This window comes from Ferrimonas sp. YFM (assembly GCF_030296015.1).
Classification (GTDB): Bacteria; Pseudomonadota; Gammaproteobacteria; order Enterobacterales; family Shewanellaceae; genus Ferrimonas.
On record NZ_AP027368.1, the window covers coordinates 3,569,945 to 3,583,181 of the forward strand.

General features: G+C 57.6%; 10 protein-coding genes and 4 tRNA genes. 11 read left to right on the top strand and 3 right to left on the bottom strand.

Features of this window, described 5'->3' with window-relative positions; translation table 11 throughout:
* Positions 1-16: 16 nt before the first annotated feature.
* Entirely contained in the window at positions 17-1,213 is a 1,197-nt protein-coding gene (locus tag QUE41_RS16485; RefSeq protein WP_286340084.1) for a hypothetical protein, read from the top strand.
* Between the two features lie 196 nt (positions 1,214-1,409).
* Here QUE41_RS16485 and QUE41_RS16490 read toward each other — a convergent pair whose 3' ends face one another.
* From QUE41_RS16490 to fadI, 3 genes are all read right to left on the bottom strand, one after another.
* Complete coding sequence (locus tag QUE41_RS16490) at positions 1,410-1,607, bottom strand: hypothetical protein (RefSeq protein WP_286340085.1); 198 nt, start codon at positions 1,605-1,607, stop codon at positions 1,410-1,412.
* Between the two features lie 103 nt (positions 1,608-1,710).
* Positions 1,711-3,834, bottom strand: a complete 2,124-nt coding sequence (gene fadJ / locus QUE41_RS16495) for a fatty acid oxidation complex subunit alpha FadJ (protein WP_286340086.1) — start codon at positions 3,832-3,834, stop codon at positions 1,711-1,713.
* Positions 3,834-5,144: an acetyl-CoA C-acyltransferase FadI gene (gene fadI / locus QUE41_RS16500; RefSeq protein WP_286340087.1), complete on the bottom strand. Its 1,311-nt coding sequence runs from the start codon at positions 5,142-5,144 to the stop codon at positions 3,834-3,836. The genes fadJ and fadI overlap by 1 nt, the downstream gene beginning before the upstream one ends.
* 379 nt (positions 5,145-5,523) lie before the next feature.
* Here fadI and QUE41_RS16505 point away from each other — a divergent pair.
* The 10 genes from QUE41_RS16505 (at position 5,524) to QUE41_RS16550 (ending at position 13,192) form a co-directional block, all read left to right on the top strand.
* Positions 5,524-5,600: transfer RNA gene (locus QUE41_RS16505), tRNA-Met, on the top strand.
* A gap of 146 nt (positions 5,601-5,746) precedes the next feature.
* Positions 5,747-5,822, top strand: a tRNA-Asn gene (locus QUE41_RS16510).
* A 48-nt stretch (positions 5,823-5,870) separates the two neighbouring features.
* Positions 5,871-5,947: transfer RNA gene (locus QUE41_RS16515), tRNA-Met, on the top strand.
* A 129-nt stretch (positions 5,948-6,076) separates the two neighbouring features.
* Positions 6,077-6,152 (top strand) — tRNA-Asn (locus QUE41_RS16520).
* Positions 6,153-6,433: 281 nt separating this feature from the next.
* Positions 6,434-7,390, top strand: a complete 957-nt coding sequence (locus tag QUE41_RS16525; RefSeq protein ID WP_286340088.1) for an AAA family ATPase — start codon at positions 6,434-6,436, stop codon at positions 7,388-7,390.
* On the top strand, positions 7,390-8,310 hold the full coding sequence (locus QUE41_RS16530) for a DUF58 domain-containing protein (protein ID WP_286340089.1): 921 nt from the start codon (positions 7,390-7,392) through the stop codon (positions 8,308-8,310). The genes QUE41_RS16525 and QUE41_RS16530 overlap by 1 nt, the downstream gene beginning before the upstream one ends.
* Positions 8,292-8,750 (top strand): DUF4381 domain-containing protein, encoded by a 459-nt coding sequence (locus QUE41_RS16535; RefSeq protein ID WP_286340090.1) that lies wholly within the window; start codon positions 8,292-8,294, stop codon positions 8,748-8,750. The genes QUE41_RS16530 and QUE41_RS16535 overlap by 19 nt, the downstream gene beginning before the upstream one ends.
* Entirely contained in the window at positions 8,744-9,724 is a 981-nt protein-coding gene (locus QUE41_RS16540; protein ID WP_286340091.1) for a vWA domain-containing protein, read from the top strand. The genes QUE41_RS16535 and QUE41_RS16540 overlap by 7 nt, the downstream gene beginning before the upstream one ends.
* On the top strand, positions 9,717-11,579 hold the full coding sequence (locus QUE41_RS16545) for a vWA domain-containing protein (RefSeq protein WP_286340092.1): 1,863 nt from the start codon (positions 9,717-9,719) through the stop codon (positions 11,577-11,579). The genes QUE41_RS16540 and QUE41_RS16545 overlap by 8 nt, the downstream gene beginning before the upstream one ends.
* Positions 11,573-13,192: a BatD family protein gene (locus QUE41_RS16550; RefSeq protein ID WP_286340093.1), complete on the top strand. Its 1,620-nt coding sequence runs from the start codon at positions 11,573-11,575 to the stop codon at positions 13,190-13,192. Before QUE41_RS16545 ends, QUE41_RS16550 begins: the two co-directional genes overlap by 7 nt.
* Positions 13,193-13,237: the final 45 nt, after the last annotated feature.

A 13,237-nucleotide genomic window follows, 5' to 3' on the forward strand; every position in this document is an offset into this window, starting at 1 on the left:
CGCCATGAAAACAGCAATGAAAACTCTGGTAATCGCCATCGCTTCCGCCACCGCTTTCTCTTCTTCTGCCTTCGTAAGCCATGCCGAAAATGGTGCCCAGGCCAGTCCTCAAATTGCTGGCTCTATTCCATGGATTAAGCTTGCTGAAAAACAAACCGCTGGCTCCATCCCATGGATCAAACTGTCCGAGCAGCAGACCGCCGGCTCCATCCCTTGGATCAAACTGTCCGAGCAGCAAACTGCCGGCTCTATCCCTTGGATCAAGCTCTCCGAGCAGCAGACCGCCGGCTCCATCCCTTGGATCAAACTGTCCGAGCAGCAAACTGCCGGCTCTATCCCATGGATTAAGCTCTCCGAGCAGCAGACCGCCGGCTCCATCCCTTGGATCAAACTCTCCGAACAGCAGACCGCCGGTTCTATCCCATGGATTAAGCTTTTCGAGCAGCAGACCGCCGGTTCTATCCCATGGATCAAGCGCTCCGAGCAGCAGACCGCCGGCTCCATCCCATGGATTAAGCTCTCCGAGCAGCAGACCGCCGGCTCCATCCCATGGATTAAGCTCTCCGAGCAGCAGACCGCCGGTTCTATTCCTTGGATCAAACTGTCCGAGCAGCAGGTAGCAGGCTCCATCCCATGGATCAAGCTGTCCGAACAGCAGACCGCCGGTTCCATCCCATGGATTAAGCTCTCCGAGCAGCAGGTGGCTGGCTCCATCCCATGGATCAAGCTCTCCGAACAGCAGACCGCCGGTTCTATTCCATGGATCAAGCTGTCCGAGCAGCAGGTAGCAGGCTCCATCCCATGGATCAAACTGTCCGAGCAGCAGACCGCCGGTTCTATTCCATGGATCAAACTGTCCGAGCAGCAGGTAGCAGGCTCCATCCCATGGATCAAACTGTCCGAGCAGCAAGTAGCAGGTTCCATCCCATGGATCAAACTGTCCGAGCAGCAGGTAGCCGGCTCCATCCCATGGATCAAGCTCTCCGAGCAGCAGACCGCCGGTTCTATCCCATGGATCAAACTGTCTGAGCAGCAGGTGGCAGGCTCCATCCCATGGATCAAACTGTCCGAGCAGCAGGTGGCCGGTTCTATCCCATGGATCAAGCTGTCCGAGCAGCAGGTGGCAGGCTCCATCCCATGGATCAAACTGTCCGAGCAGCAAACCGCCGGTTCTATCCCATGGATCAAACTGTCCGAGCAGCAGACCGCCTAACTCAACCAATCAGAATATTCACCCTGACAGAGGAGCAGTATGATGATCAAAATGGTAATCACACTTCTGAGGGACTCACTGGTTCGCAAACCTCGTAAGCGAATCAAAGCTGAATTGGATATCAGAGAAGTACCGGCAGGAAGCTGGTGGTCCTAAAGACCGACGCACAGAATAAGTAAAGGAGCCAATGGCTCCTTTACTTTATGTTCCACAGCACATCACCCTGCTGAAGCGAACGGCGAAATGCCAGGTTGGCGTGAACCCTAAACAGGGGCCACAACATGGGACCGACGAAGAAGCCGGCAATTCCCCACCTTTTAGGGGACAGGCCACTTTTCAAGGCTTCCGCATAGAAGAAGGCCGAGCTGGCACACATCAGCAGTAACCACAACATACTACGCACCACGAAATTACAGGGCTGGCCATTATATAGTCAGCCAGATGAGCAGCCAATAAAAAAGGCAGCCAGGGCTGCCTTTTTCAATCTATACCCTTTATCAGGAATAGAAGCGCTCATCAGCAGCGGCCATGGACAGCAGGCGCTCACAGGGCGCAAAGCGGTCACCGAAGCGCGCCTCATAGCCTTTAAGAAGGTCCACCAAGCGTGCAGGCCCAAGGCTGTCGATGTAACGGAACGGGCCTCCCAGGAAGGGGGGGAAGCCAATGCCAAAGATGGCACCAATGTCGCCGTCTCGGGCACTGGCGATGATCCCTTCATCCAGGCAGCGGACCGCTTCATTCAGCATCTGTACGACGCAACGTTCCGCCAGCTCTGAGTCCGACAATCTTCCGTCAGGGGTAACACCAAGAACCTTGTAAACGCTTTCATCGACTGGTTTTTTGCCCTTTTTCTTGGCATCAAACTTATAAAAACCCTTAGCGTTCTTCCGGCCTTTGCGGCCATCCGCCAAAAGTTTGGCGAAAGCTGGGGGGGAAGCGAACCGCGATCCCAGTTCCGCCTCCAGAATCGGCGAAATTTTGGCGCCCACATCAATGCCGACTTCATCCAAAAGTGTAACTGGACCCACAGGAAAACCGAATTTAACCAGTGCTTTATCAAGTTTATCTATGGGTTCACCTTCTAAAACAAGGTTTGCGGCCTCATTCATATAGGGGGCTAAAATGCGATTTACATAGAACCCAGCGCAATCTTGAACCACAATGGGTGTTTTCCCCTGTTTCTTCGCAAAGGCCACCGTAGTGGCAATGGTTTCAGAGGAGGTGCCTTTGTGAGCAATCACCTCCACCAGAGGCATCTTCTCAACCGGTGAGAAGTAGTGCAGACCGATCACCTTATCGGGTCGGCTGGCAGCTTCGGCGATCTGGCCGATGGGCAAGGAGGAGGTGTTTGACGCAAAGATGGTCTCGTCACCGCAGTGCTGTTCAACATCCTTAACCATCTGATGTTTAAGATTAAGGTCTTCAAACACCGCTTCGACAACCATGTCCACATCCTTCACGCCGGAGTAATCAACGGTCCCGGTCATCATGTTCATGGTCTTGTCACGATCTGCGGCAGTGAGATGACGTCGCTTCACCTTTTTGTCCAGCTGTTTCCAGGTGGAAGCCAGGGCAGCGCTGATCCCCTGGTGACCAATATCCTTGATGCGCACAGGAACCTTGGCCTTGACCGCGGTTACATTGGCGATACCACCGCCCATCAAGCCGCCACCAAGGACCATGGCTTTGTGAACCTTGGACGGTTTGACCTCACCTGCGCCGGTCTCCTTCTTCATCTCTGTGGTGGCAAAGAAGATGGAGCGCAGTGCGGCAGACTCCGGAGACATCACCAGATCGGCAAAGTGACTCGCCTCCATCTTGAGCCCCTCTTCCAGGTTGCCGGTGGAGGCTTTAACACACTCGATGATCTTGGCCGGGGCCGGGTAATTGCCCTGGGTCTTCTTCATTACCGTCTTCAGGGCCTGGTCGTAGATGACGTTACGCCCCATCGGGGTCATCTCCAGGACCTTCTCGATGCCTTTGAGTCTGGGCTTGGTGGACTTACGCTTGCCCTTACTCACCCACTTCTTGGCCGCTTCCAGCAGTACTGTATTGGGCACCATCTCATCTGCGACACCGAGTTTGACCGCCTGCTTAGGGCGCAGCTGCTTTCCGGTGAGCATCATATCCAGAGACTTGGCGATGCCCACCAGCTTGGGCAGGCGCTGAGTCCCGCCACCGCCTGGCAGGATGCCCAGCTGTACTTCCGGTAGACCCAATACCGTTTTTGGACTGTTGCTGATCACCCGATAATCGCAGGCCAGGGCCAGCTCCAGGCCTCCGCCCAGGCAGGGCCCATTGATGGCCGCCACCACAGGCACGCTCAGTGCCGCCAACTCATTAAGGAGCTTGTGACCATCACGCGAAAGCTTATAGACATCTTCCCTGGTTTCACAGGCGGCCAGCATATTGATGTCAGCACCGGCGATAAAGGAGTCGGGTTTGCCTGAAGTGAAGACCACACCGGACAAGTCGCTTTGACTGCCCAGGAAATCCAGAATATGACGAACCTCTTCACCAAACTCGCTGCGCAGCGTGTTCATGGTTTCACCAGGAACATCCATGGTGATCACGGCGATCTTGTCGTCGCCCACCACTACCTGAAAGCTGTTAGTCTTCATTATTCCACCTCCAGAATCATGGCAGCACCCAGGCCACCGGCGGCGCAGGCCGTAGTCAGTCCAATGCCGCCTCCGCGGCGCTTAAGCTCGTTACACATCTGAGTGATCAACCGGCCTCCGGTGGCGGCAAAGGGGTGGCCATAGGCCAGCGAGCCTCCCATCACATTGAACTTGGCCATATCGATTTCACCTATGGCATCGCTGCGACCCAGCTTCTCCGCGGCAAATTTCTTGGACTCGAACATCTTCATATTGGCCAGAGCCTGGGCAGCAAAGGCCTCATGCATCTCAATCAGGTCCAGATCCGCCAGGGTCATGCCCGCTCTGTCCAGGGCAAGGGGGGTGGCATAGGAGGGCCCCATCAGCATGTCATCCCAGACATCGATAGCCGCAAAGCCCCAGCTGCGGATGTATCCGATGGGGTTGTAGCCCAGGGCCTTGGCTTTGGACTCGGGCATCAGGATCAGCGCGGAGGCGCCGTCGGTCAGAGGCGTGGAATTCGCAGCTGTTACCGAACCATGCTTCTTGTCGAACACAGGCTTCAGTTTGGCCAGTTTTTCAGCCTGAATATCGGCGCGAATGTTGTTGTCCTCACTGATGAAGCTCTTGTAGGGCGGTACGTGACAGGTCATCACCTCATTGGCCAGGTTGCCCGCTTTCCAATTCTCAGACGCCAACTGGTGAGAGCGCACAGCCATGGCATCCTGATCGGCGCGGCTGATGCTGTGGGTCTTCGCCATCTGCTCTGCGGTCTGCCCCATGGAAATGCCTGTAGAATACTCAGCAACGGCAGGCGGCACAGGAGCCAGGTCTTTGATACTCAGACGCTTGAAAATCTTCAGGCGATCGCCCAGGCTGCGAGCCTTAGTCAGATCCACCAGGGCCCGAGCCAGTTTGGTGGACACGGTAATGGGCAGCACTGAGCTGGAGTCTGAACCTCCTGCAATGCCCACCTCCGCGGTGCCGGCCAGAATCGACTCAGCCACGTTCACTGTGGACTGGAATGATGTCGCGCAGGCCCGGGTGACACTGTAGGCATCGGTATGGACGTTCATGCCCGTGCCCAACACGATTTCGCGGGCAATATTGGGTGCCTTGGGCATCTGAATTACCTGCCCATACACCACCTGATCCACCAGCTTGGGATCCAGGTCATTGCGGGAAAGCAGTTCAGCCACCACCATCTTGCCCATATCCAGGGCTGAAACCCCGTGAAAAGCCGTGGCTTGACGAGCAAAGGGCGTCCTCAATCCCGCCACAATCGCAATCCGGTCACCGTTACGGGTTTTGACCTCTTGTCTTGTTGTCATCCTTTATCCTCTCGATCTACCCAAAGTGCTCCGCCCATCAGCCTCTCCGAGGCAAGGTCGGACCAGTAAAGTGTGATCTGATTCTAACTTTTCGTGGCGAAGTTTCAAACAAACATATTGAATAAAAGCTCTAACCAGATGAATGCACTGATAAAAAGGTACTTATGTCCACCATTGGAGAGGCTATGTGGACAAAGATCAATGAAATTGTGTTTGATTTTCAGTTGCTCAGAAAACACTGTCGTCTCTTTATCAACCGAAGGCCGCTGTCCTTCGTATAGATAGAACCCTTAATGTTGCGAAAATAGGCACACGGTTCAGAAAATTCGAAATAGTACTTGAGCTCTTCGCTCAGTTCGCTATAGTGCATGGCCTCGGACGCGGGGTGGAGCAGCCTGGTAGCTCGTCGGGCTCATAACCCGAAGGTCGTCGGTTCAAATCCGGCCCCCGCAACCAACTCCTCTTAGAGGAGTAACCTCAGAGGTGAGGCAAAACACCTAACAATGCGATTCCCCCTTAGTTCAGTCGGCTTGAAACCATGTGGACTGTTCCTAACAGGGATGACAACCTCAGCGGTGAGGCGAAACACCGAAAAACTCGATTCCCCCTTAGTTCAGTCGGTAGAACGGTGGACTGTTAATCCATATGTCGCTGGTTCAAGTCCAGCAGGGGGAGCCACTTTATAGCCTTAACGAAACGACGAGTCGTTAACGCTGACAATTCGGACGCGGGGTGGAGCAGCCTGGTAGCTCGTCGGGCTCATAACCCGAAGGTCGTCGGTTCAAATCCGGCCCCCGCAACCAATTTCTCTGGAGAGAGGGTAAACACTCAACAATACGATTCCCCCTTAGTTCAGTCGGCTTGTAACCATGTGGACTGTTCTAACAGGGATGACAACCTCAGCGGTGAGGCAAAACACCTAACAATGCGATTCCCCCTTAGTTCAGTCGGTAGAACGGTGGACTGTTAATCCATATGTCGCTGGTTCAAGTCCAGCAGGGGGAGCCACACACAGAAGCCCTGCTCATTTGAGCGGGGCTTTTTTGTTTTCGCAACCGCTGCAACTGGATATTCTTCCCCTTCCGATGTCAGGCACTTCGCCTATGGCCGGCCTAAAAGAAACTTTTTCCTTTCTGTACACTCATAATCCCCAACGATAATACGGAGATTAGTTCAGAGCGAGCCGACCAACCTCTCTCTCCTTCCTACCTTCTGCGCAATGCTCTCTGGAATGGACATACTGATTTTTATACGATAGTTAACCTACATTTTTGTCGATGGACCCTTCAATGCTGCTGGAAAGATTTGAACAGGCGAAGATCTACCTGAACCAGATGGTGATCGGACAACAGGAACTGGTGGATGGACTGCTTATCGCACTGATTGCAGATGGCCACCTGTTGGTGGAGGGGCCTCCGGGATTGGCGAAGACCCGGGCGGTCAAAGCCCTGGCGGACAGCATTGAGGGTGACTTCCACCGGGTGCAGTTCACCCCGGATTTGCTGCCGGCGGATCTCACCGGCACCGACATCTTCAGACAAGAGACAGGCCAGTTCGAGTTTCAGGCCGGCCCTCTGTTCCACAACCTGCTGCTGGCCGATGAGATCAACCGCGCTCCAGCCAAGGTGCAATCGGCTCTGCTGGAGGCCATGGCCGAAAATCAGATCACCGTAGGGAAAACCAGCTACCCCCTGCCAAAACTGTTTCTGGTACTGGCCACCCAGAACCCCATTGAGAACGAGGGCACCTACCCATTGCCTGAGGCCCAACTGGACCGATTCCTGCTGCACCTCTCCCTGGATTACCCCGGCCCCGAAGTGGAGCGTCAGATTCTGGCGCTGAGTCGCCAGGAGGCGCTCTCCGAGCCGCCTAAGCCGCCCCAGCCCCTGACCCAGCAGGAGATTTTCAATGCACGCACTCAGGCGTTGGAACTCTATCTGGCACCCCAGCTAGAGGGCTATATGGTTCAGCTCATCGACGCCACCCGTTCGCCACAGAAATACGACGATGAACTGGCCCGCTACCTAGAGTGGGGCGTCAGCCCCCGAGCCACCATCGCCCTGGAGCGCTGCTCACGGGCCCGAGCCTGGCTCTCCGGCAGGGATTACGTCTCACCGGAAGATATCCAGGCTGTACTGCCCAATGTGCTGCGCCACAGGCTGCTTCTCAGCTATCAGGCAGAAGCGGAAGGGATCACGCCGGACGCCATCATCTCCCGCATCATTAAACAGGTGGCACTGGCCTGATGCACGCTTTGCCAACCCACGCCAATGGCGTCGACCTGACCCTGGAAGAGCTGCTGGTGTACCGAGGTCCGGCCTCTCGCCACAACCCCTTCCTGGGTCTGCCCAGGACGGGGCAGCGTGCCGGACAGAACCTCAGTGCCATCAAGGGCCGGGGGATGGAGTTTGATGAGGTGCGCCGTTATCAGAGCGGCGATGATGTGCGAACCATCGACTGGCGGGTAACCGCCCGCACCGGTCACGCCCATACCAAGCTGTTTCGTGAGGAGCGAGAGCGTCCTGTCATGCTGTTTGTCGACCTGGGCCAGCGGCTGCATCTTGGCTCAGCCCTGTTGCTGCAATCTGTCCAGGCCGCACACCTCGCCGCCCTGGTTGGCTGGCAAAGCATCGCCGCCGGAGAGCGACTGGGAGGCATCATCTGTTGTGAGACCGCCCATCGCGAGCATAAACCCAGGGCAAGGCGCCAGGGGATAGCCCCTCTGCTCGACTCACTGGTCTCCATCCATAAGGAATCCGGCGCCGGCGACGACGGCTATCTGGATCAGGGAATACAGCGTCTGCGCCACCTGGCTCACCCCGGCGGCGTCATTCTGGTGATCTCCGACGGCCTCGGACTGACCTCGGCACACCTGGATATACTTGCGGACCTGGGTCGACACAGTGACATCAGGCTGTTTCAGGTCACGGACCCACTGGCCAATCGGCTTTGCGAACTGCCCAAGCAGCTCTCCGTCCCGGTTTGGCACCAGGGACGGCTGGCTCGCATGGACCATCAAGAGCGCCAGCGTTGGCAACAGCAGATGGAACAACAACAGACCCATTTTATCCAGGGATGTCGACGTCGTGGCCTGACGCTCTCTCGGGTCGACTCCGCAAAACCCCTGACAGAACAACTGGACAGCATATGGAAGCCAATCCATTAGCCAAACTCAATGACATCATCGCCACCCCTCTGTCGGGCCACTGGCCGCTGTCCGCAGCGGCGACCCTGATGATCGCAGCACTCATAGTGAGTCTCTGTGCGCTTCTGTTTATCTGCATCAGACGCTGGCAACGCCAGGCCCCGGTGCGTGCCGCCCAGGCGGAGCTGAAGGCTCTGCCGGGTCAGGTTGAGATCAGCCAGTTGAACACCCTGATCAAACGCTGTGCACTGGCCTACTACCCCAGAAGCGATGTCGCCTCCCTCTCGGGCAAAGAGTGGGATCTTTGGCTGGCCCCCTACCAAAACCGCGAGCAGCAACTGGCCTGGCAGGCGCTCTCTGCTCGTCAGTTCACTCCAAGCAGCACAGTAAACAAAGAGGAGCACCTCTCCCTGATTCACCACACCCTCTCCAGTCTCGGCAAGGGGAAGACACCATGCTGACCCTGGCCTGGCCGATGATGCTGATCGCACTGCTGTTGCCCCTGCTTATGCCAGCCATGGGCAAAAAGGCCCAGCCCACCACGGCTCTGCGCCTACCTGGTACCCTTGCCATCGGCGGTTCAACCTCAACACAATCCCCCCGCACCATCGGAAAGTGGCTGACTCTTCTGGCCTGGGTGCTGCTGGTGATTGCCTGTGCCCGCCCTCAGTGGTTAGGCGATCCTGTGCCGCTTCAGAAGGAGGGGCGGGATCTGATGATCGCCGCAGATCTGTCCGGCAGCATGCAGATTGAAGATATGGAGTACCAAGGCAAACTGGTGGACAGATTTACCATGATGCAGCACCTGCTGGGTGACTTCATTCGTCGCCGGGACGGAGACCGCCTGGGACTGATCCTCTTTGCCGACGGCGCCTACCTGCAGGCTCCATTGACCTTCGACCGGTACACGGTAAAACGCTACCTGGATGAGTCCGTCCTAGGTCTGGTGGGACAACAGACCGCCATTGGCGACGCCATCGCTCTGTCAGTCAAACGCTTTGCCGGACTGGAACAGAGTAACCGGGTTCTGCTGCTGCTCACCGATGGCAGCAACAACGCGGGGCAGTTCGATGTGGCTCAGGCCAGAGAACTCGCTCGCCAGGCCGGTGTGCGTATCTACACCATAGGCATAGGCGCCGAGTCCATGACCCGATCTGGCTGGCTGGGTGTGCAGAGCCGCCAGGTCAACCCCAGCCGGGATCTCAACGAAGAGGTGCTGCGCGATTTAGCCCAAGCCACCGGCGGCCGTTACTTCCGCGCCCGCAGTGGGGACGAGATGGCGCAAATCTACCAAAGCCTGGACCAGCTGGAACCGGTCAGCCGGGGAGAAGCCCTCTGGCGCCCAAGGACCGAGCTCTATCACTGGCCATTGGCCACGGCTCTGGGATTGCTGACACTGAGCCTGCTGATAAACAGGAGGCAGCGTCATGTCTGAACTGCACTTCCTTCGCCCCCTATGGCTACTGGCGCTGCTGGCCCTTCCCGGACTGTGGCTGCTTCTAAAACAACTTCGTCAGCAGAGGGAAAACTGGCATCAGCTGATGCCCGCCCATCTGCATAAGGCGATGCTGATCTCCCCACAGGCCCAAAGCTACACCGCCCCCAAGTGGCCATGGGTGGCTGCCGTGCTGGCGCTGATCACCCTGGCTGGTCCAAGCTGGCAGAAGCAGGAGGTGCCGGTGTTTCAGCTCAACCACGGCCGGGTGCTGGTGATGGACATGAGCTACTCCATGTACGCCACCGACCTGCCCCCCAACAGGCTGACTCAGTCCAGATACAAGGCCATCGACCTGATGCGCCGCTTTGATGAAGGCGAAACCGCTTTGATCGCTTACGCCGGGGACGCCTTTGCCCTGGCCCCCCTTACCGACGACAAGGAAACCCTGCTCAACCTGGTGCCCAACCTGTCACCGGAGATCATGCCCGTCCCCGGTTCGGACCTGCCAAGTGCCCTGGAGCTGGCCAACCAGCTGCTCAGAGATGCCGGCTACCACCAAGGGGAGATCATTCTGTTCATCGACGGCATCAACCCGGAGCATGCCGATGAATCACTGAAACTGGCCGCATCCTACCCCTGGACTCTCAAGGTCTATGCCCTTGGCAGCGAAGCTGGCGCCCCCATGCGGGCACCCAGTGGCGAGTTGGTTAAGAGCCGCAGCGGTGAAGTGGTGATCGCCCAAACAAATCTGCCATTGCTGGGTAAGTTGGCCGACACCGGCAGCGGCGAACTCATCTCCTACAGAGGCGACGACCAAGATGTCGAGCAACTGGCCAGAACCCGCAGCAATGACGAAAAGGGAAGTGAAGAGGCCCAGAGGCAAACCAGCCAATGGCAGGACATGGGCGTCTACCTGCTGCCCCTGCTTCTGCTGCCCGCAGCCATCTCATTGAGGCGCCAATGGGCCATGGCGCTGTTGCCGCTGCTACTGCTGTCCCCCACTCACAGTGATGCCGCCTGGTGGCAATCCAACAACGCGCAGGTGCAGCAACTGCTGAACGACCAGCAATATGCCGAAGCCGCCGAACGCCTGCCAGCAGGCGCGCCGAAAGCCGATGCCCTCTACCGGGCCGGCGACTACCAAGGGGCACTGGAGGCCTATCAGCAACTGCCCGAATCCGCAGAAACACTCTATAACCAGGGCAATGCACTGGCGCAGATGCAGCAGTTTGAACAGGCCAAAGAGGCCTACAGCCAAGCCCTGGAAAGAAAGCCAGAACTGACTCAAGCACAAGAGAACCTGGAGCTGATTGAGCAGTTACAGCAGCAGCAGCCGCAGCAGCCGCAGCAGCCGCAGCAGCCGCAGCAGGGCGAGAATGAGCAGAAGAACGACGATCAGCAACAGGGCAACCAGCCAGGTTCGAATCAGGATTCCGCATCGGAACAGGAGAATGCAGAGCAGGAGCAGCAGGGCGACGATAGCCAACAGTCAGGCTCCGACCAGCAGGACTCGCCACAGCAATCCGAAGCGCCATCGCCAGATCCACAACAGGCGCCCCAACCCTCCGACTCAAACCCGCAGCCCGAGAGCGAACAGGGTGAGCAGACCCATTCCGACACCCCGGCTGACGCCGCCCAAAGGGAAGAAACGAAAGACAACGACGAGGCTCAGCCACTGGCGGCAGCAGCCGAATCCTCCACCTCGACCCATGACGAGGCGCAGCAGGTGGATCCCCAGGTCCTGGAGCGAATACCTGATGACCCGAGTATCCTTTTAAGAAACAAGATGAAATTAGAATACGAACGGCGCCGTCGAGCCGGCAAGATTAACGAGGAGCGCACCCAGTGGTAATCCGATTCACCCTGTTGCTGGCCCTGCTGATGTCCCCCATGACCTGGGCTTACACCAGCCTGACGGCCAGCGTCGACAACAACACAGTACGCCTGGGACACTCCTTTGTTCTGAATGTGGTCGCCGATGACGAGCTGTCCTCTAACGCCCTGGACACCTCTCCCCTGCTTGAGGCGTTCAATGTGGTCCGTAATAACGTCAGCCGCTCCACCCAGATCATCAATTTCAACGCCCGTAAAGAGACCCGTTGGCAGTTGCTGCTGATCCCCAAGCATACCGGCACCCTGCTGATCCCATCATTGGAAGCCGAAGGTCTCGCGACCCAGGCCATCACCCTGACCGTGGTAGAGGAGAGCGCAGAGGTTGCCCCAAACTCACCGGTATTCCTTCGCGCCAGCCTCGCCGAGGAGGAGGTATGGCTGGGCCAGCCGGTCGACTATCGGGTCAAGCTCTACCTGGCGGCTGAGCTGCAGCGCGGCAGCCTCACCGAGCCGAAACTGGACGGAGCCTCCGTTGTCCAGTTAGGCCAGGACAGCAACACCACTGAGATGGTCGACGGGCGCCGATACCGGGTGATCGAACGCCACTACCTGATCACCCCTCAGCAGAGTGGCGAGTTTATGATTCGTGGCTCAGACTTCAGCGGCGACATTCTTCGTGCCGGGCGCAGCAACGACCTGTTCAGCCGGTCCCTGTCCACACCGGTTCAACTGGTCGGTCAGTCGCAACCCATCAAGGTTAAGGCGCCACCCGCCTCCTTCAACGGGCCCTGGCTGGTGGCCAATGCCGTCGCCCTCACCGAGCAGTGGAGCCCACAGCAATCTCAGGTGAGGGTGGGGGAACCCCTGACCCGCATCATCACCCTTACCGCCGTGGGCGCGACCGAAGCGGCCCTGCCGGCCCTCAAGCCTGACTACCCTCAGGGCCTGAAAAGCTACCCCGACAAGGATGACCGCAGCGATCAGGTGCGCAATAAGGAGGTGGTGGCAAAACTGGAACAGAGTACCGCCCTGGTGGCTTCTCGCCCCGGCACCTATACCCTGCCGGAGCTGAAAATTGCCTGGTGGAACGCCAAGTTAAACCGCCAGCAATGGGCCACACTCCCAGCCCGAACCCTTACCGTCCTGCCCGCAGAGAATCAGGCTCCCTTGCCTCCTGCCGCACAGGGTGACGCAGTTTCCTCCCAACCTGAGACGCAAAGCAATCCTTGGTTCTACAGCACCTGGGCGCTGCTGATGGCGCTTTTTGCCTCACTGTACTGGGGGTATCGCCGCACTGGCGTGACTACCGAGCCGCAACCGCTACAGAGCGAAGCCAAACGGCCCCGCCAACCCGCTTGCGCCTTTGAACTTGCCATCAAGGCCGGGGACCTCAACGCTGCCCTGCAGACCTTACCCGACAGGCTGAACGGCCTCAGAGGCCCCACCGCGGATTTGGCCCAGGTACGTCAGAGATTCCCCGAACTGGTCCCCGAACTGGACAAACTGATGTGCCAGGGTTTCGGACCTGAAGCCTCGGTTTCAGACTTGGGAGAACTCGCCAGGCAAGTGGCACTAATAAAACAAAAAAAGGAGAAAAACCAAGGAGAACTCCCAGATCTTAATCCCATGTGACTGAAAAACCGATACACTCAGTAGGTGCCTCAAGTATCACATGGC